Source organism: Fructobacillus durionis (assembly GCF_900112405.1).
In the GTDB taxonomy this organism is placed as follows: domain Bacteria; phylum Bacillota; class Bacilli; order Lactobacillales; family Lactobacillaceae; genus Fructobacillus; species Fructobacillus durionis.
In genome coordinates this window covers 387290-405447 of the sequence record NZ_FOLI01000001.1, presented here as the reverse complement: position 1 = coordinate 405447, position 18158 = coordinate 387290, and the positions used below count along the sequence as shown (strand labels likewise).

The window sequence follows — 18158 nt, the reverse complement described above, 5'->3', positions numbered from 1 at the left end:
TTAATTTATGGCATTGGGTGCTGCATAGCAAGTTTTTCAGCATCGCGCTTGATTTGCTTCAAAACCTTGTCATCATCTGGATTTTCAAGAGCCCCAACAATCAAACGGGCCACCTTACGGCTGGCTGCTTCATCAAATCCACGAGTGGTAATGGCTGGTGTTCCAATACGGATACCAGATGTCACGAATGGTGAACGTTGTTCGTTAGGCAACGCTTCCTTGTTGGTTGTAATGGATACGGCATCCAAAAGTTCCTGAGCTTCCTTACCGGTCAAGCCAGTTGCTGTTAGGTCCAAGTTGAAGAGATGGTTATCAGTACCACCTGCCACCACGCGAATCGTTTCGGCTTCGTTGAAGACGTCAACCATGGCCTTGGCATTGGCGATAATCTGCTTTGCGTAGTCCTTAAAGGCTGGTTGCAAAGCTTCTCCAAAGGCCACGGCCTTGGCAGCAATCACGTGTTCCAAAGGACCACCCTGTGAACCAGGGAAGATGGCTGAGTTAATCTTCTTGGCGTACTTCTCCTGTGACAAGATTACCCCACCACGTGGACCACGCAAAGTCTTGTGGGTTGTTGATGTCACAACGTCGGCGATACCAACTGGGTTCTGGTGCAAACCAGCGGCAACCAAACCAGCAATGTGAGCCATGTCGACCATCAAGAAGGCACCGACTTCATCGGCGATTTCACGGAACTTCTTAAAGTCGATAAAACGTGAGTATGCGGAAGCCCCGGCCACAATCATCTGTGGTTGGACAGCCTTGGCCTTTTCCATGATGGCATCATAATCCAATTCTTCTGTTTCAGGATCCAAGCCATATGACTCAGAATGGTAAACCTTACCAGAGAATGAGACTTTGGCACCGTGGGTCAAGTGACCACCGGCTTCCAAATCCATCCCCAAAATCGTGTCGCCAGGCTTCAAGAAGGCCATGTAGGCGGCAGCATTAGCCTGTGAGCCAGAATGGGGTTGCACGTTGGCGTATTCGGCACCGAAAAGCGCCTTCAAACGGTCAATAGCCGCCTGCTCGATGATATCGACGTATTCAGTTCCACCGTAGTAACGCTTGTATGGGTAACCCTCGGCGTACTTGTTCGTCAAAACAGAGCCCTGGGCCGCGCGAACGGCTGGTGAGGCAAAGTTTTCAGAGGCAATCAACTCAATGGTACGGTTCTGACGAGCCGCTTCCTGTTCGATTCCTGAGAAGACCAATGGGTCTTGTTGCATAAATGTCATGTGCTTTTCTCCTACGTATATGTGATCCGGACTTTTAACGAGGCACGATTACCACCGTTATGTAAAAAGCTTTACCAAACTATTATAGCGCGCTTCCTTAGAATTCGTTCAAAAAGTCTTTCAAGGCTTTCTTTGAAAGACCGTTCTCCAAACCGATAAGAAGCTTTAGACGGGCCTTTTGCCCGTTCACTGCCCGGGCAAAAATCGCCCCTTCGCGTTCCAATTGAATACCACCACCTAAGTAGTCGTAAACCGGTTCCGCTAAACCGTTGAATGAACGGGAAACAATGACAACCGGAATATCGGCGTCTAGTAACTCCTGGACCCCACGGGCGGCATCTTCACCCAAATTTCCGGCCCCCAGCGCTTCAATGATGATCCCGTCGATATGCTCGGTTTCAGCAAAGAGTGAAAGAATCTGCCCATCCATTCCGGCGTAGGCCTTCATAACGGGAATCTTCTTGGTCACTGCAGCAATTGGGTAGGTCATTGTCTTTGGCAAATCGTAAAAGAAGATAATCTGCCGCTTGGTAATCATACCCATTGGTCCAGAGATTGGGGATGCAAAAGTCGCCACGTTCGTGGCGTGGGTCTTGGTGACAAAGCGAGCCGCGTGAATTTCATCATTCAAGACAACCATCACGCCACGGTTCCCCGCTTCCTCATCCATGGCCACCCGCAAAGCAGATTGGAAGTTATAGAGACCGTCAGAACCGAGTTCATTTGAGGAACGCATGGCCCCGGTCATGACGACTGGAATAGTCAAATCAAGGGTCTTATCCAGGAAGAAAGACGTTTCTTCGAGTGTATCCGTTCCATGTGTAATTACAACGCCGTCATAGTCTTTCTCAGCGTCTTTTAGGCGGTTATAGAGTGTTAACATATGTTCTGGCGTAATGTGCTCAGAGGGGATGTTAAAGGGGTTTTCAATCTCCAAATCAACGGCAGGAAAATCAAACTGTGCCTGATTCAATGGATTAATTGAGCCAACTTCCACGTCACCGTCTTCAGCAGCATGCATGGCGATGGTTCCACCAGTATGTAAAACTAAAATCTTCTTCATGATTCACTCTCCTTTTTACGTGGCTTAATCTGTAACTGCCCTTCAAAGGCGGCCATTTTTTGAATAAAACGCTTTTCTTTCGGTTGAAAACCGACCTGCTGATCGTATAAATAATCGACGACTCGCTGAATACCCCGCTTAGTCATCGGCGATAGTGTCACCGACCCCAGCTTACTGATATCAATGGTTGAAAAGAGCCGTAAGTAGTAGACCGTCTTCTGGTCCAAGTGCAGCCGGTGGTCATCCATATCAAAGTGGGACTTCTCGATAATCCCGTTGTACTTATCGGAGTAGTCAAAGTCCCCTGTCTCAGCACCGGATAAGGGGTCACGAACCCAGTTCGGTGAAACACCAAAGACCGGTAGTAACTGCAATTCCATAATGTTGGCCACCACCTGTGGGTCCTTTTGCTTGTTTAACTGTTCAAAGGCTGCGAGGGTCTTCTCGTACCAGTCGGGCTGTGGAACATTTTCTTCCAAGGCAACCGTTAAGTCCTTGGCAATCAGCGCCGCATAAGCCGCAGCCGTTAAATCCGTGACAACGTTCTTATAAATCCGGCTCTCCTGAATGGAGTTGATAAAGCCCAGACCCTGTTGATTCTTTGGGTAAATCCCGTCAACCACCACCCAGGTAAAGGCCTGTCCAACGGGCGCCAACTTCGACTTTTGCTTCTTGGCACCCCGGGCCATGGCCGTGATAATGCCAGCGTCTTTGGTAAAGACTTTGACCAGTAAATCATTATCCCGGTAGGCGGTTGTATGTAAAATCAATCCTTCAATCAGCGCCATGACCCTCTCCTTTCTTCTAGCATGTCTATGTACGAAAAAGCGGCCAGTTGTGCGACCAGCCGCAAAATCTTATTTCTTTTAAAAGTCGTCCTTACGGTAACCCAATGATTGCAAGGCCTGAGGACGGTCACGCCAACGCTCTTCGACCTTAACCCAGGTCTCCAAGAAGACGCGGGATCCGAGCAAACGCTCGATGTCCTTACGGGCACGGGTTCCGATTTGCTTGATCATCTTTCCTTGCTTTCCAATCACAATGTTCTTCTGTGTTGGGCGCTCAACAATGATGGAAGCTTGAATGTGAACAATGCCATCGTCAGCTGTTTCAATCTTATCGATGACAACGGCCACTGAGTGAGGCACTTCCTGCTGCGTTAGCTGCAAGACTTTTTCACGAATCAATTCCGAGATAACAAAGCGCTCTGGGTGGTCCGTTAATTGGTCGGCATCAAAGTACTGAGGACCTTCGTCCAAGTCCGCGATAACCGTGTCCAACAATTCAGGAACGTTGTCCCCTTCAGTAGCAGAAATTGGGAAGATTTCCGTCCATTCGGGCGCATCTTCCTGATAAGTCTTAATCACTTCAAAGAGTTCTTCTTTTTTAAGTAAGTCCACTTTGTTGATGAGTAAGAAGATTGGCGTATTCTTAACATCCTTCAAACGGTTAATGATGAAGTTATCACCGGCACCACGCTTCTTCGAAGCGTCGACAACGAACCAGATGGCATCGGCTTCGTGCAAGGCAGAAAAGGCGGACTTCACCATGTAATCGCCCAATGAGTTCTGTGGCTTGTGAACACCAGGAGTGTCGATGAAGACAACCTGTGCATCATCCGTCGTGTAGATTCCTTGAATCTTGTTACGAGTCGTCTGCGCCTTGTTTGACATGATGGCAATCTTTTCGCCAACAATACGGTTTAGTAATGTGGACTTCCCCACGTTTGGTCGTCCAATGATTGCAACGAAACCTGATTTAAATCCTTCTTTAGTCATGAATTATCCTTTCAAACGGTGAATGAAGCGTGAGAAGTCTGTTTCGATACCGAAGAAGTGCCAGAGGTGTGGCTGGAAGATTAAGAACAAGATAATCATTTCAGCTGCCACAGAAACCAGCACCATTCCGGCTGACACATCTTTTACCAGACCTGCCAGTGGGTGGTAGCGCTTATCCACCATCAAATCAATCACCGCTTCGACAACGGTGTTAACGAATTCGCCATAAATGGCTAAGAACACGCCAATCACAACCCAGAGCCACTCCGAACGGTTTAATCCTAGGTAGAGACCACCAGCCAGCACAATCAAGGCGAAGCCAACGTGGAAGCGCATGTTTCGTTCGCGAACAAGAACCAGTAAAATCCCCTTAATCGCGTTAAAGAGCGATTTAAAGAAATTACGGTTTCGACCCGTTTCCCGTCCGTGTTCATCAGAGATTTCCTTCTGCTGACTTTGCTGTTGAACCTTTGACGATTGATCAAGCTCATCTTGAAAACGGGCTAGTTCATCACGTTGTAGGTTTTCGCTGCGTTTAGCGTCGGAGTCCATAGTCATCTAAAATATTCCTCTGCAAATCAAACATTTCTTTTTCTTCTTTTTCACCAAGCATGTGGTCGTAACCATTCAAGTGCAAGAAACCGTGAACCACTAAGAATCCGAGTTCACGTTCGAAAGAGTGGCCAAGGTATTCGGCCTGGCTCTCGATAATATCAACTGAAACCAAGATATCACCAATGTTCTTGGCAATTTCAGCATCCATCTCTTCATCGGCCAAGACTGGGCTATCATCACCATCTTCTTCAATGGCGAAAGAGATAACATCCGTTGGCTTGTCCAAACCACGGTAGTCACGGTTGTAGGCCTGGATGGCATCGTTGTTCATAAAAGTCACGGACATCTCCGTGTTATCTGGTAAGTCGATGTATTTACCAGCATAGTCCAAAACATAGGTTACCAAGTCCTTGTGGAACTGTGTGACCCCATCCTTGGTTTGATCAATAATCGCTAAATCCATTATGCTTGTCCTTCTTCACGTGCTTTTTTCAATGCTTTTAATTTTTCATCGGCTTCTTCGTAGGCCGTGACAATCTGTCCCACAACTGGGTGTCGAACGACATCCTGACTGTCAAAATGAACGAAGTCCACGCGGTTCAATCCCTGCAAAATCTTTTGCGCGGCTAATAAACCGGACTTCACACCCTTTGGCAAATCAATTTGGGATGGATCGCCGTTGACGACCATCTTTGACTGAAAGCCCAGACGGGTTAGCACCATCTTCATCTGGGCGTTCGTCGTGTTCTGCGCTTCATCGACAATGATAAAAGCGTCATCCAAAGTTCGACCACGCATATAGGCCAAAGGCGCAATTTCCAAGACACCCCGTTCAATTAAACGTTCAACGTGATCAGCACCAATTAAGGTGTTCATGGCATCGTATATTGGTCGCATGTAGGGGTCGACTTTTTCTTTTAAGTCCCCTGGTAAGAAACCAAGTGACTCCCCTGCTTCAACGGCGGGACGGGCGATAATAATCCGCTCAACCTCTCCCTTTTTCAGAGCGGCCACAGCCATTGCCACGGCCAGGAAGGTTTTACCGGTTCCCGCTGCACCGATTCCAAAAGTCAAATCGTTATGCTTGATTGCTGAGACATACTGGCGCTGTCCGTAGTTTTTCACGCGGACAGCCCGTCCCTTATTATCACGAATAATGGATTCCTGGTAGAAGTCCAAAAAGTATTCAAGCGTCCCCTTCTGCGCCATTGTGGTAGCAGAAACCACGTCCGCCGGTCCAACCGAAACCTGTTTTTTCACAAGTTTGGCCAGAACGTCTAAGACGGCATAGGCCTTCGTTAAATCCGCCTCTTCACCAGCAATGACCGCTTGTGAACCACGAACATGAATGGTGACATGAAGCGCCTCTTCAATTAAGACGAGTAACTGGTCGTTAGTACCAGTTAAAACGCTCTGCTGCTCAATGTTTTGAAAGGTAAAAATCTTTTCACTCTGTTTTGTCAAAAATCATATCCCTCATTTGCTTGGAACTTTCTTAATTTTAACACAAAAAAAGCCCGACAGAGTCGGACTTTTGAGTGAAACAGACTTTAAATTAAAGAGTTTCAACTGAAACGCTGTTTGCTGACTTAGCAACAGACATAACAACAATCTTGTCACCTGAAACGGCTTCGCCTTGTTCCTTAGCAACGTTCTTAGCTTCAGCAACCAATTCATCAGCTGACTTGATAGCGTTCTTTTCCAAGATTGGGAATACGCCGTTGTTCAAAGTCAAACCACGTTGTACGCGTTCTTCGTTAGTCAAAGCGAAGATAGGTGCCATTGGGCGGTGCTTTGAAAGCATACGTGCTTCGTAACCTGATTCAGTCAAGACAACAACGGCCTTGGCATCAACAGAGTCAGCCAAACGTGCAGCTGAGTATGCAGCAGCTTCGATGTCGTCGTTTGGATAGAAAGTATCCTTGTGACGGTTGTACTTAGGCAAAACAGTTTCTGCCTTTTCGTCCAACTTAGCCATCATTGTAACGGCTTCAACTGGGTATTCACCGTTAGCTGATTCACCTGACAACATAGTAGCGTCAGTTCCGTTCCATACGGCGTTGGCAACGTCAGTTGCTTCGGCACGTGTAGGACGTGGGTTATCTTCCATTGAGTCAAGCATTTGAGTGGCAGTAATAACTGGCAATCCACGCTTGTTCATGTTGGCTGTCATTTCGTTTTGCACAAGAGGAACATCTTCTGCAGGAATTTCAACACCCATGTCACCACGAGGAATCATCAAACCATCAGATACATCCAAGACAGCATCCAAGTTATCGATACCTTCTTGTGATTCGATCTTAGGGATGATTTGAACGTGTTCCATGTTCTTTTCCTTCAACAAGGCACGGATATCCAAAACATCTTCAGGCTTACGAACGAATGAAGCCGCGATATAGTTGATTTCGTGATCCAAACCGAAGCGGATGTCATCAGCATCCTTTTCAGTGATACCTGGCAAGTTGATTGAAACACCAGGTGCGTTAACACCCTTACGTGATCCAAGCAATCCGTGGTTGTCAGCCTTTACGACCAATTCACGGTTTGCGTCATCCTTTTCCATGATAGTTGTTCCAAGCAAACCATCATCAAAGAGAACCTTTCCGCCAACCTTAACGTCATCATACAAACCTGGGTATGTAACAGCGATCTTGTCGTGTGTACCTTCCAAGTCAGCATCCATAGAGATACGGAATACGTCACCAGTGGTGAATTGGATCTTACCATCAGCTTGCTTAGTTGTACGGATTTCGGCACCCTTGGTGTCAAGCAAAAGTCCAACTGTCTTGCCAGTAATCTTTTCAGCTTCTGCAACCTTTTGCATACGGCCCAAGTGTTCTTCGTGATCACCGTGGGAGAAGTTGAAACGGAATACGTTAGCACCAGCTTCAATTAACTTCACAATGGTATCTACATCGTTTGATGAGGGACCAAGTGTTGAGACGATTTTCGTCTTTTTCATGGGTAAATCTGCTCCTTTGATATCTTGGTGAGTTGCTTCAAACAACTTCCTAAAGACATTGTAATACACAAGGCAGTAAATTCACAAGCTAGAATCTAAGCTTTTTGTTTAAAAACGACATTTTTTTCACCCAATAGCTCTTGCAAAGGCGCCATAACAGTCGTTTTGCCTGCCAATCCAAACTGAATTGGCAAATTCTGCCTTTTTTTCGTAGCTGGCCAATAAAGGGTCACTAAGTTCGGACCTGGGTATTTTTTCATCAATTCCCAGATGGCCGCCTTCTGCTCAACCTCAGACTTTTCATCAGTTAAACGGAGGAACCAAATCCCCTCCGACCTTTCTTGCTTCGAACTAGCTTCTGTTAATTGCGCCTGCTGTCGTTGATTGTTGCCCTCATTTGGATTCACTTCTACCAAACGGTTGGCAATCAAAGAGAGCCCCTGACGCAATTCCGTCTTACCGGAAATCTGGAAAACCCGTCCGATCTTTAACTGGTCAGCTAAACGCTCATAAGTCTTTGGAAAGACGGTCACGTCAACAGAACCAGTCATATCGGATACAGAAAGGAAGGCCATTTGGTCCCCCTTCTTGGTCTTAATGACTTTGACCTGCTTAATCAAGCCGTAAATCGAAACCTGCTGATTTTCAGCCAGGTCCGCAATGCTTCTGACTTTACCAGCATCGTAATCGGCTTGGAAAGCTTCAGTTGGATGGCCCGACAAATTAAAGCCCAGCACTTCCTTTTCCTTTTGCAAGCGTTCCACCAGTCCAAAGTCTGGCACCTGACGCATCTTCGTTTCCTTCAAAACCTGTTCACCAAAGGCTGCCGCCGTCAGCAAGTCGTCCATGTTCTCAATTAACTCAGCACGGTTATAGCCAAAACGGTCCAACGCACCCGCATAGGTTAGCAAGCCCAAGACCTTTTCTTTCCGCCACTTGTCCGGCAAAGCCAGGACAAAGGACTGAATTGTCTTGAACTCCCCTATCTGACTGCGCGCGCCTATCAAATCGGTAATGAATGGCGTTGGAAGGCCTGAGATATTGCCCAAGCCCATCCGTAAGGCGCCGTCTTCAATTGACCAGTCCGCCTCGGATTGATTCACATCCGGTCCCAAGACTTTGACACCGCGGCGCTTAGCCTCTTGCAAATACCCCTGTGCCTTCGCTGCCCCACCCTGGTGGGCATTCAACAAGGCCGTATAAAAGGCCAAAGGCGCGTGTGCCTTCAAATAAGCTAAGGAGAAGGACAGTTCAGAATAGGCCACAGCGTGAGACTTGTTAAATCCGTAATTGGCAAATTGGTCAATATAGTCAAAGAGTTGTTCCGCTTCTTGCTGGCTGTGACCGTTTTCAAGGGCCCCCTTCAAAAAGGCCTCTTTGGCCTGCTTCATCTGCTGGACTTTTTTCTTCGACATGGCTGCCCGTAGGAAATCCGCTTGAGCCAGTGTGAAGCCGGCATAGGCTTCCGCCACCTGCATGACCTGCTCCTGGTAAACCAGAATTCCGTAGGTCTCCGCTAAAATCCGATCAACAACTGGGTCGGACTTGGGTACCTGTTCCTGGCCCAACCGTCGCTTGATAAAGGTTTCAATGTGCTGACTTGGTCCTGGACGGTAAAGGGCCGTCGAGGCCGTAATTAAAGCAAAACGGTCAATCTTGAGTCGTCGCAACATCCGCTGCATCCCGGGGGATTCAAACTGGAAGACACCATTTGTTTGTCCGGCCGCAAAGAGCGCCAGTGTATCCTGATCCTCGAAGGAAATCTTTTTGATATCAAAGTCGTCCCCGAGAACCGGACGCGCCAGCTCAATCCCCTTTGCCAAAATCTTCAAAGTCGTTAGACCCAACACATCAATCTTCAATAGCCCTAGTTCTTCAACCGGTCCCTTTGGCAGTTGAGTCATCAAATAACCGTCATTGCCGCGCTGAACGGGCAAGGTTTCCGTCAATGGACTGTCAGACAAAACAACACCGGCCGCGTGGGTGGAATAATTACGGGGTAAGTTTTCCATCTTACGAGCCGTCTGCAAAAGCAGCTTTCCAAACTCGTACTTTGAAACTGCTGGTTCCAAACGGTTCTTAGGGTCTGCCAAGGTTTCATCTAGGCTGACTTTTCGACCGTTCTTACCAGCCGGAATCGTGTCCGTCAGCTTCTTCTGCTCTTTGGCATCTAGACCAAAGACACGGCCGACGTCACGAAGTACCTGCTTTGCAGCCAAGGTACCAAAGGTAATAATCTGGGCGAAGTCAGCCTGTCCGTACTTATCGTGTAGGTAGGCCAACAGTTCATCCCGTCGGTCATCTGGCCAATCAATATCAATATCGGGCATCTGAGCACGTTCAGGGTTCAAGAAACGTTCAAAAAGCAAACCGGCTTGGAGTGGATCAACGTTTGTGATACCAAGGCAGTACGCAACAAGGGAGCCAGCGGCTGAACCACGGCCTGCACCTGTTTGAACACTGTGGTCACGGGCAAACTTTAAGATATCCCAGACGATGAGGAAGTAATCGGCAAAACCCAGGTCGATAATAACGGACAGTTCCCCTTCTAAACGTTCCACATAGGGCTGCACCTCTTGAATACCAGCCAAAGTCAAACGACGTTTCAGGCCAGCTTGAGCGAGGCTCTTCAAGAAATCGGCCGACGAGAGACCGGTGTCTTGCTGATAGACGGGCAATGCCGGCTTTTTAAAATTCAGGGCCACGTCAACGGAATCAATCAAGGCCTCGTTATTTTCGTAAGCCCTCTTCAATTCAAGGCTTTGCTGATACGACTGGGCAAGTTCCGCCTGGTCCTTCAAGTAAAAGGCACCCTTTTCATGGGAAAGTGGTCCTAGGTTTTCGAGCACCGTTCCAGCATTCACAGCTCGTAGAACCTGGGTTGTAAAGGTATCTTCCGGATTTAAGTAATCAACCCGGTCCCAGGCAATTAAAGGTAGATTGTTTTCGCCAGCATAGGTTGCGAGTGCTTTTTGCTGGACGAAGGACAGACTAGGCGAAATACCTAAGTAGAACTTACCCGGCTGTCCAATCAGTTTCAGAAGATTTTCTAAGTAATTCTTCGTCGATGGATCATTGGTTGAAATTAACTGGCCAAGTTCTGACTCGGGCGTTAGAGTCAATGCCAGCCCATCCAAATGGTCAGCCAACATGGCCAAAGTCATCGGCTCATCGTCTTCAAGAGTCATCTTCTTAGAAGATAGTTCAATCAGGTTTTGATACCCATTTTGTTCGTAAGCCGTTAGCAAGAGCGGAAAGGCCGTTGCCAAATTCACTAAGCCATTCACCATCAACTGCAATGAAAAGACAGGCTTTAAGTCCTTCGCCCGGGCCTCCTTGTAAAAGTCAACAAAAGAGTACATCACGTTCTGTTCAGCTAATGACACTGCTTGGTAGCCACGGGCCTTGGCCGTATCCACGATTTGTTGAATGCTACTTGGGCTCTGTAAGAGCGAATAAGCACTTTTCACTTGTAATGGTGCGTACATAGAGGCCTCCCAAACGTGACAATTCTTGCTTTTATTATACCGAAAATTTGTTCTCATATCTTTAAAAAACCGTGAAGTTTACTGGCATCTACCACCCTGACTCGACTTTTCCTAGACGAAAATTCGTTTCTGTTGCTTGACCAATTCTAAAATAGGCGTAAGATTGGCATTAAATAAAAAAGGTGGTGAAAAAATGCGCTATATCGTTACCGCAATCTGGTCAGCATTCTTCGGATTAATTCTCGGCTACCTCGTTGGTCAAATGACGAGTGTCACTTTTAACCCAGCAATGTCAGCACTAGTAACTGTTATCATTGGAGAACTGGCTGTTGTCGTTGTCCCTGCCCTTTCAAAGGACAGCCAGACCGCTCAGTAAAATTTAAAAGAATTAAAAAGGACTTTTTGAGGCATTTCGCTTCAAAAAGTCCTTTTTCTATTCTGATTTACTTAGCTGCTTCCTGAACAATTTCAAGCAAAACGTCCGTTGCCTGTTCCATGACCTGCTTTGAAACGTATTCAAAACGACCGTGCATGTTCTCACCACCCGCAAAGAGGTTTGGCGTTGGTAGTCCAAGGAAGGTAATCTTCGAACCATCCGTACCACCACGAACGGCTTCAATCTTTGGCTCGATGTTCAAGGCCTTCATAGCAGATTCAGCTAGTACAACTGATTCCTGCTTGTCCTTCAATACGTCACCCATGTTGTAGTACTGGTCTTGTACGTCTACTTTGATACGTGGGCTTTCGAATTGGGCGTTCAATTCGTCAGCGGCCACAATCAAAAGGTTCTTCTTCGCCTCAAAGGCTTCTCGATCGTGATCACGAATAATGTAGCCCATTGAAGCTTCGTCTGGCGTACCATTCAAAGCGTACAAGTGGAAGAATCCTTCACGGCCTTCCGTCTTTTCTGGACGTTCATCGGCTGGCAAGGCATTGTGCAAATCGATGGCCAATTGCAAAGCGTTGACCATGGTATCCTTAGCCGTTCCAGGGTGAACGTTACGACCCGTAATTGAAATTTTTGCACCAGCAGCGTTGAAAGTTTCCCATTCCAATTCACCGAGTGGTCCACCATCAACCGTGTAGGCGAAGTCGGCACCAAAAGCTTTAACTTCAAAGTTATTAGCACCACGACCAATTTCTTCATCTGGTCCAAAGGCGAATGAAAGCGCCCCATGCTTAACTTCAGGGTGTGCATTCAAGTAGTCAATCAAGGCAAAAATTTCAGCAACCCCCGCCTTGTCATCGGCACCTAACAAGGTACGGCCGTCAGTTGTAATCAAATCGTGACCCTTGTAGTTTTTCAAATTTGGAAAATCCTTTGGATCCAAAGTAAATCCAGAGTCACCCAACTTGATAACTGATTGACCATCATAGTTCTTCACTTCTTGTGGCTGAATGTTTTCAGAGTTGAAGTCAGCCGTATCAACGTGGGAAATAAAACCAATCGTTGGTACATCAGCATCATCAATGTTGGCTGGCATCTTCGCAAAAACGTAGCCATCTGGCATTGTTTGAACGTCAGACAAACCGAGTGAACGGAGTTCTTCTGAAAGGTCCTTCAAGAAAGCAACTTCCTTTGGATCAGAAGGCGTCGTTTCAGACTCTTCGTTTGAACGTGTGTTGACTTTGACAAAGCGCATAAAGCGGTTAATTAATTCTGGGTATTTTGTTGACATTATAAACCTCCTACAAATAACGATATGGATCAGTATTTACTTCACTAACAAGGGATTCCAGTTCACCAGCAAACCATTCCTGCACCTTGTCGGCCATCGGCTGTTTAGCCAAGGCTTCCATGTGGTGGTCAGGGTCGAGCACGGCAAAGTCTTCTGCTAAGACATCGTGACCGACGTGGTAGTACAAATCAGCCGTAATGTATAGGTCAGCTCCGGCAGCTTGCGCCATTTTCCAGAACTTACCACCGTCACCACCGAGCACAGCAATCTTCTGCACCTCTTGGTCCGGATTATTCGCAATGAGACGGACCGCGGCAACGCCACAGGCAGCCTTAACTCGTTTAGCATAATCGGCCATCTTCATCGGTGTCGGCAAAGAGCCCACTCGGCCAAGGCCAGTCTTCTCATTACCCTCTTCGGCAACCAATGGCTTCGCATTCTGAATATCAAAGGCTTGGCAGAGCCAGTCGTTCAAACCGCCTTCGGCAGCATCCAAGTTCGTATGGGATGAGTAGACCACAATGTTGTGTTTAATCAAATCGGCATACATCTTGTTTTGTGGGTTTGAAAGGTCCAGGTTCTTCGCCGGGAAGAACAGTGGTTCATGGTGGGCCCAAATGAAATCTACCTTCTTTTCAATGGCTTCTGCCACTGTTTCCGGACGAACGTCCAAGACCGTCATCACCCGGTGGATGGCCTGCTTGGGGTCACCAATTTGCAAGCCAGTTGGGTCACCCTTCTCAGCTAACTCTTTTGGTGCAAAAGCTTCAATTTTTTTAATCAAATCAGCAGCTAAAATCATGCTGAAAGCACCTCCTGAATCTTCTTAACCTTCTCTGATACCTGATGGTACTTGGGATTATCCACTTGTCCAGCTTCCTTCAAGCGGTCCAGTACCAACTGTAAACGTTTCTGCTCGTGCTGCCACTTTTGTAAGAAAATATGGCCTTGTTCCTTACGCAAGAATGGGCCAAAAGTGAGGTCATCGGCTGACAAAGTCTGTTTTCCGGGTTCGGCCACAATAATTTCGTAGCGGTGCTCCCCTTCTTCGACCATTTGCTCTTTGACGATGGCATACCCGTTCTCGACTAACCAGGCGCGCACCGCGTCCTGATCAGTATTGGGTTGCAGAACCAACTGGCTAAAGGGCCCTAATTGCTTCTGGTCGTTCAAAATCTTCTTAATGAGCAAGCCACCCATACCCGCAATAACAACGGTCTCAACCCCGTCTTCTTTTGAAACGGCAGCTAAGCCATCAGCCAAGCGGCAGTCAATTTGGGAACCTAACCCCTGTGTGGCGACTGTGTGCTTCGCGTTATCTAAGGGGCCGAACGCTACTTCACCAACGATGGCCTGGGCGACTTTTCCCTGCTCAACCAGGTAAGTGGCTAGATAGGCGTGGTCGGAGCCAATATCGGCAACTCGTTTTTTTGCGTCCACCAAATTCGCAACCGCTTCTAAGCGGGGACTCAACTTTACTTGGGGCATGAACGACACTCCTTCAAAATAATTCGACTGAACTTTTCTTTATTATACTGTTCAGTATCTTTTACAACAAGACTAAATTAGAAACAAATTAAAAAACCGCCTGAGCGGTTTTATTCAGAAAGTAATTTTTTAACGGGCGCAAAGGACCTACGATGGATTGGACACGGACCGAGCTTAGCCAGCCCTTCCAAGTGCTTCTTCGTCCCATAGCCATCGTTACTGGCAAAGTCGTAGCCAGGATATTCCTTATCATAGGCAACCATGATAGCATCACGGGTCACCTTAGCTAAAATCGAGGCTGCCCCAATTGAATTCGAACGGGCATCGCCCTTAATCAATTTCGTTTGGGGGATTGGCAAATCCACTACCATGGCATCGATTAGAAGATAGTCAGCAGGTACTTTCATAGCCAAAACTGCTTCCTTCATCGCTTCACGGCTAGCCTCATAGATGTTAATCTCATCAATTCGTTCGGCCGGCACGATTCCAATACCATAGGCAATGGCTTCATCCTTAATATACTGGACGAGATCGTCACGAACCTTTTCGGATAGCTGCTTAGAATCAATGACACCGTATGCATCAAAGTCAGCCGGCAAAACCACCGAAGCCGCTACCACCGGACCAGCCAATGGACCACGACCCACTTCATCGATTCCGGCAATGGCCTGATAACCCTGCTCCCAGAGCTCGGACTCAAAGGCAAAGCGAGTCATGAAGTCTGCCTTCTGCTTAGCCGCTTTTTCGATACGACGGTCAAAGGACTTCAAGGCTGCTTGAACACCCGCACGCTCGTCCAATCGCCATTCCGCTAAACGGGCATCATCGAAGGTCGCTTCTTTCAAAGCCGCTTTAATTGTTGCAATGGTCTCAGTCATATTCTCGATCCAATGTGTAGCGGCCAAGCTTGCCAGAACGCAAATCGTTTAGCATTCGGATGGCTGCTTTTTCGTAGTCATCCTTAAAACCAAGTTTAGCAGTAATGGCCAGGAGCAAATCAACATCCGACAAATCAAAGGCATCATCATTGAGATGATAGCGGTCGATAATCGCCTTTTGGTTGTAGTCCCGGAAGAATGCTAACAAGTTCAGTGCAGCATCATCCTTAGCAAAGATAGTATCCTTCACCGCCCCTGTCAAAGCCAAACGCTGACCAATCTTTTGGTCTTCGAACTTTGGCCAAAGGACACCTGGTGAATCCAAAATTTGCAGTCCGGTTGAGGTTTTCAACCAGGCGACTTTTTTAGTTACCCCTGGCTTGTTCGCCGTAATCGCCACGTTCTTTTGAACCAAGTGGTTGAGCAAAGTTGACTTCCCGACGTTTGGAATACCTGCCAACATCACTCGAATTGGACGGTCCTTAATTCCCTTGGCCTCCTGTGCTTCAAGCTTATCAGCCAAAACATCCTTGGCAGCCTTCGTTATATACTGGGCAGTCTTTGGACCACGGGTGTCCAATACGGCCACAGCCAAGCCCTTTTTTTCAAAGTGGGCTTTCCAAGCTGCCGTTTCTTTTGGGTCAGCCAAATCCGCCTTCGTCATCACCAACAAACGGGGCTTCTTTTCAATTAGCTTATCAACTTCAGGATTCCGTGAAGACATTGGGATTCGCGCATCAACCAACTCAAAAACAATGTCAACTAATGACAAGTTTTCACGCATCAAACGAAAGGCCTTGGCCATGTGACCAGGGTACCATTGAATATTCTGTCCCATCACTTCCTCCTAACTAACGAGAAGCCTGGTACTCCGACCAGGCTTCATCAAAAATCGTCATCGACATTAAATATGAAGTACTTGTTTCCAAATACTCGGAAATCTCATCGAAATCCATTGACTGCTTCGGAAAGGAAGCATCCAAAAAAGCATTGTTAGCAAACTGCTGAATTTCATTAGCAGCAACGGGGTTGCGGTTTGTCATCAACCAACCGTAAAAGCTTCTAGATTTACTGGGCATTTTGCATCACTCCTGTAAAGGCGAAACGGTTTTCCTTCAAATCGAATTGGTCGGCACGAACCGTCCAACCGTTCTTGTTCGTCAACTTAGACAAATCAAGGGCAATTTGCTGCTGATCAGGTTGAATTGAAACACCCTTAGGACCAGAGTACATGGCCTTAATGTAGCCCATGGCCACGTTGACTGGCAAGTCCAGGCGACCGAGTTCCACCTTTTGAACAGCCATAATAATGTTTCCGTCATCAGTCGTCTTTGGGTCCATCGTCAACTGGGCATCCAACTTCTGACCAAAAATTGTCACCGTCGTATTCGCCACAACGTTGTCGGAATTAACCTTCACCTGGTATTTACCATTTGAATCATCGGTTAAGTAGGTCTTAGCCAAGGCGTTCAACTGGTCACGGTTCAAAGTCAAATCAATTTTAGTATTCTGACTAGGTGTTGTCGTACTAAAGTTTGTCCGTGTCGGCATCATTGCTAAGTAAGCCGTGTAGGCCCCAAACGATAGAATGGCAATTATTAATAACCAAAAGAACCAAAACCAAACGGAACGGTGCTTCTTCATGACAAACCCCTCTTACTACTCTTTATTCTGCTTCAAACAAGATGGCTAAAGCGCCTAACCCAGTGTGCGTTGAAATCAATGGTGATGTGGTGGATACCAAGATATCCATATCAGGCCAGATTTCATTCAAACGATCAGCCAAAGCCTGTGCTTCTTCTGGAATACCAGCGTGACTCACACCAATGTGCTTCATCGTCTTGAAGCCCTTCATCTTTTCAATCACATCGTCGTTAAACTTGTTCAAAGTCTTCATACCACGGCCCTTAACCGCAACATCGACTTTTCCTTCCTTATCGACAAAGGCACCAACCTTAATGTTCAACAAGTTTCCAATCAAGCCCTGTGTCTTTGAGAGTCGTCCACCAGCAACCATGTTGTCTAGCGTACGGAATGACAAGTAGATGTAAGTTTCATCACGGGCCTTTTCAGCTGCTGCAAGGACTTCGTCCATGCTACCACCAGCTGCAGCAACACGAGCCGCTGCCAAAACAACGAATGCTTCGGAACGGTCAGCTGAGCGTGTATCGAAGGCAACAACCTTGTTACGAACAAGTGCCGATGCTTGGCTAGCAGCGTTTACAGTACCTGACAATCCAGATGAAATGTGCAATGAAAGGATTTCAACATCTTCATCACCATCGGCAGCCTTTTCGTAGGCTTCTTGGAAGGAACCAATTGATGGCTGTGAAGTATGAGGCAATTCCTTACTTTCTTTCATCAAGTCCAAGAACTTTTCAGATGTAATGCTAACACCGTCTTGATAGATTGTGCCATCAATTTCAACTGACAAAGGAACGATTTGCATATCGAATTCCTTTAATTCTGCCTCTGAAAAACGTGCACCTGAATCAGTTACAATCTTTACCTTGCTCATCGTTTCCCCCTAAGCCCTTCGCTTATATGTTAAAAATTGAATTGCTTGACCATTATCAACCAATTCTTCTTTATTAGTTAATTCAAAAATAGATGGATCAATTGCTTCGACAAATGTATCGCCGTCAAAGTCACCCGCTACCTTCGTAACGGATAGTTCCGTTGCCATGGGCATTAACGCTTTGTATAGCTGAGCGCCACCGGCAACTGTAACCAATTGGTCTTCCTTCCACTCAGCTTCAATCAATTTCTTTAGCTCATCCAATGAATGAACAACGATAACTGAATCAAAGCCCGGATTGAAGTCCTGCTGTCTTGTCAAAACAACAGTTCGTCGTTTTGGCAAAGGTCGGCCAATGGAGTCCCATGTGGCACGGCCCATTAACATCGTACTATTTAATGTTTCAGATTTAAAGTGTGCTAAATCAGCTGGCAAAGACCAAGGCAAGGTACCATTTTTACCAATGGCATGTCGGTCGTCCTCGGCCCAAACCATTCTTAATACTGCCATA

Annotated in this window: 19 protein-coding genes; 1 reads left to right on the top strand and 18 read right to left on the bottom strand. The window is 46.9% G+C overall.

Annotated features, from left to right (window positions below; genetic code table 11):
* Positions 1 to 5: 5 nt before the first annotated feature.
* The 9 genes from glyA to BMZ93_RS01810 form a co-directional block, all read right to left on the bottom strand.
* A complete protein-coding gene (gene glyA / locus BMZ93_RS01850) occupies positions 6 to 1238 on the bottom strand; it encodes a serine hydroxymethyltransferase (RefSeq protein WP_091501598.1) in 1233 nt (410 codons plus the stop codon).
* Positions 1239 to 1335: 97 nt separating this feature from the next.
* Positions 1336 to 2301 (bottom strand): asparaginase, encoded by a 966-nt coding sequence (locus tag BMZ93_RS01845; RefSeq protein WP_091501596.1) that lies wholly within the window; start codon positions 2299 to 2301, stop codon positions 1336 to 1338.
* On the bottom strand, positions 2298 to 3089 hold the full coding sequence (gene recO / locus BMZ93_RS01840; protein WP_091501594.1) for a DNA repair protein RecO: 792 nt from the start codon (positions 3087 to 3089) through the stop codon (positions 2298 to 2300). The genes BMZ93_RS01845 and recO overlap by 4 nt, the downstream gene beginning before the upstream one ends.
* Positions 3090 to 3167: 78 nt before the next feature.
* The gene (era, locus tag BMZ93_RS01835; RefSeq protein ID WP_091501592.1) at positions 3168 to 4079 is read right to left on the bottom strand and encodes a GTPase Era; all 912 of its coding nucleotides are present in this window, start codon (positions 4077 to 4079) and stop codon (positions 3168 to 3170) included.
* Between the two features lie 3 nt (positions 4080 to 4082).
* Positions 4083 to 4637 (bottom strand): diacylglycerol kinase family protein, encoded by a 555-nt coding sequence (locus BMZ93_RS01830; protein ID WP_244269330.1) that lies wholly within the window; start codon positions 4635 to 4637, stop codon positions 4083 to 4085.
* Positions 4615 to 5097, bottom strand: coding sequence for an rRNA maturation RNase YbeY (gene ybeY / locus BMZ93_RS01825; RefSeq protein WP_091501590.1), 483 nt, complete (start codon positions 5095 to 5097; stop codon positions 4615 to 4617). Before ybeY ends, BMZ93_RS01830 begins: the two co-directional genes overlap by 23 nt.
* A complete protein-coding gene (locus tag BMZ93_RS01820) occupies positions 5097 to 6098 on the bottom strand; it encodes a PhoH family protein (protein ID WP_091501588.1) in 1002 nt (333 codons plus the stop codon). Before BMZ93_RS01820 ends, ybeY begins: the two co-directional genes overlap by 1 nt.
* A gap of 91 nt (positions 6099 to 6189) precedes the next feature.
* A complete protein-coding gene (gene pyk, locus BMZ93_RS01815; protein WP_091501586.1) occupies positions 6190 to 7596 on the bottom strand; it encodes a pyruvate kinase in 1407 nt (468 codons plus the stop codon).
* A 95-nt stretch (positions 7597 to 7691) separates the two neighbouring features.
* A complete protein-coding gene (locus tag BMZ93_RS01810; protein WP_091501584.1) occupies positions 7692 to 11084 on the bottom strand; it encodes a DNA polymerase III subunit alpha in 3393 nt (1130 codons plus the stop codon).
* Between the two features lie 193 nt (positions 11085 to 11277).
* On the opposite strand from BMZ93_RS01810, the gene BMZ93_RS01805 reads away from it, so the two are divergent.
* Positions 11278 to 11460, top strand: a complete 183-nt coding sequence (locus tag BMZ93_RS01805) for a YjzD family protein (RefSeq protein ID WP_091501581.1) — start codon at positions 11278 to 11280, stop codon at positions 11458 to 11460.
* Positions 11461 to 11527: 67 nt separating this feature from the next.
* On the opposite strand, the gene pepT is transcribed toward BMZ93_RS01805, so the two are convergent.
* The 9 genes from pepT to BMZ93_RS01760 form a co-directional block, all read right to left on the bottom strand.
* On the bottom strand, positions 11528 to 12763 hold the full coding sequence (gene pepT, locus BMZ93_RS01800) for a peptidase T (RefSeq protein WP_091501579.1): 1236 nt from the start codon (positions 12761 to 12763) through the stop codon (positions 11528 to 11530).
* A gap of 10 nt (positions 12764 to 12773) precedes the next feature.
* Positions 12774 to 13565: a Nif3-like dinuclear metal center hexameric protein gene (locus tag BMZ93_RS01795; protein ID WP_091501577.1), complete on the bottom strand. Its 792-nt coding sequence runs from the start codon at positions 13563 to 13565 to the stop codon at positions 12774 to 12776.
* Complete coding sequence (locus BMZ93_RS01790) at positions 13562 to 14251, bottom strand: tRNA (adenine(22)-N(1))-methyltransferase (protein WP_091501575.1); 690 nt, start codon at positions 14249 to 14251, stop codon at positions 13562 to 13564. The genes BMZ93_RS01795 and BMZ93_RS01790 overlap by 4 nt, the downstream gene beginning before the upstream one ends.
* Positions 14252 to 14361: 110 nt before the next feature.
* Entirely contained in the window at positions 14362 to 15129 is a 768-nt protein-coding gene (locus tag BMZ93_RS01785) for a ribonuclease HII (RefSeq protein ID WP_091501572.1), read from the bottom strand.
* The gene (gene ylqF / locus BMZ93_RS01780; RefSeq protein WP_091501570.1) at positions 15122 to 15967 is read right to left on the bottom strand and encodes a ribosome biogenesis GTPase YlqF; all 846 of its coding nucleotides are present in this window, start codon (positions 15965 to 15967) and stop codon (positions 15122 to 15124) included. Before ylqF ends, BMZ93_RS01785 begins: the two co-directional genes overlap by 8 nt.
* Before the next feature lie 13 nt (positions 15968 to 15980).
* A complete protein-coding gene (locus tag BMZ93_RS01775; protein WP_091501568.1) occupies positions 15981 to 16208 on the bottom strand; it encodes a YozE family protein in 228 nt (75 codons plus the stop codon).
* The gene (locus BMZ93_RS01770) at positions 16198 to 16773 is read right to left on the bottom strand and encodes a YpmS family protein (protein WP_091501566.1); all 576 of its coding nucleotides are present in this window, start codon (positions 16771 to 16773) and stop codon (positions 16198 to 16200) included. The genes BMZ93_RS01775 and BMZ93_RS01770 overlap by 11 nt, the downstream gene beginning before the upstream one ends.
* A gap of 22 nt (positions 16774 to 16795) precedes the next feature.
* Entirely contained in the window at positions 16796 to 17647 is an 852-nt protein-coding gene (locus BMZ93_RS01765) for a DegV family protein (RefSeq protein WP_091501564.1), read from the bottom strand.
* 9 nt (positions 17648 to 17656) lie between these two features.
* Positions 17657 to 18157 (bottom strand): dihydrofolate reductase, encoded by a 501-nt coding sequence (locus tag BMZ93_RS01760; RefSeq protein WP_091501561.1) that lies wholly within the window; start codon positions 18155 to 18157, stop codon positions 17657 to 17659.
* Position 18158: the final 1 nt, after the last annotated feature.

What these genes read in the sequence shown, in the direction of transcription:
- glyA (WP_091501598.1), bottom strand. Translation starts at nt 1,238, where the DNA reads ATGACATTTATGCAACAAGACCCATTGGTCTTCTCAGGAATCGAACAG.
- BMZ93_RS01845 (WP_091501596.1), bottom strand. Translation starts at nt 2,301, where the DNA reads ATGAAGAAGATTTTAGTTTTACATACTGGTGGAACCATCGCCATGCAT.
- recO (WP_091501594.1), bottom strand. Translation starts at nt 3,089, where the DNA reads ATGGCGCTGATTGAAGGATTGATTTTACATACAACCGCCTACCGGGAT.
- era (WP_091501592.1), bottom strand. Translation starts at nt 4,079, where the DNA reads ATGACTAAAGAAGGATTTAAATCAGGTTTCGTTGCAATCATTGGACGA.
- BMZ93_RS01830 (WP_244269330.1), bottom strand. Translation starts at nt 4,637, where the DNA reads ATGACTATGGACTCCGACGCTAAACGCAGCGAAAACCTACAACGTGAT.
- ybeY (WP_091501590.1), bottom strand. Translation starts at nt 5,097, where the DNA reads ATGGATTTAGCGATTATTGATCAAACCAAGGATGGGGTCACACAGTTC.
- pyk (WP_091501586.1), bottom strand. Translation starts at nt 7,596, where the DNA reads ATGAAAAAGACGAAAATCGTCTCAACACTTGGTCCCTCATCAAACGAT.
- BMZ93_RS01810 (WP_091501584.1), bottom strand. Translation starts at nt 11,084, where the DNA reads ATGTACGCACCATTACAAGTGAAAAGTGCTTATTCGCTCTTACAGAGC.
- BMZ93_RS01805 (WP_091501581.1), top strand. Translation starts at nt 11,278, where the DNA reads ATGCGCTATATCGTTACCGCAATCTGGTCAGCATTCTTCGGATTAATT.
- pepT (WP_091501579.1), bottom strand. Translation starts at nt 12,763, where the DNA reads ATGTCAACAAAATACCCAGAATTAATTAACCGCTTTATGCGCTTTGTC.
- BMZ93_RS01795 (WP_091501577.1), bottom strand. Translation starts at nt 13,565, where the DNA reads ATGATTTTAGCTGCTGATTTGATTAAAAAAATTGAAGCTTTTGCACCA.
- BMZ93_RS01790 (WP_091501575.1), bottom strand. Translation starts at nt 14,251, where the DNA reads ATGCCCCAAGTAAAGTTGAGTCCCCGCTTAGAAGCGGTTGCGAATTTG.
- BMZ93_RS01785 (WP_091501572.1), bottom strand. Translation starts at nt 15,129, where the DNA reads ATGACTGAGACCATTGCAACAATTAAAGCGGCTTTGAAAGAAGCGACC.
- ylqF (WP_091501570.1), bottom strand. Translation starts at nt 15,967, where the DNA reads ATGGGACAGAATATTCAATGGTACCCTGGTCACATGGCCAAGGCCTTT.
- BMZ93_RS01775 (WP_091501568.1), bottom strand. Translation starts at nt 16,208, where the DNA reads ATGCCCAGTAAATCTAGAAGCTTTTACGGTTGGTTGATGACAAACCGC.
- BMZ93_RS01770 (WP_091501566.1), bottom strand. Translation starts at nt 16,773, where the DNA reads ATGAAGAAGCACCGTTCCGTTTGGTTTTGGTTCTTTTGGTTATTAATA.
- BMZ93_RS01765 (WP_091501564.1), bottom strand. Translation starts at nt 17,647, where the DNA reads ATGAGCAAGGTAAAGATTGTAACTGATTCAGGTGCACGTTTTTCAGAG.
- BMZ93_RS01760 (WP_091501561.1), bottom strand. Translation starts at nt 18,157, where the DNA reads ATGGCAGTATTAAGAATGGTTTGGGCCGAGGACGACCGACATGCCATT.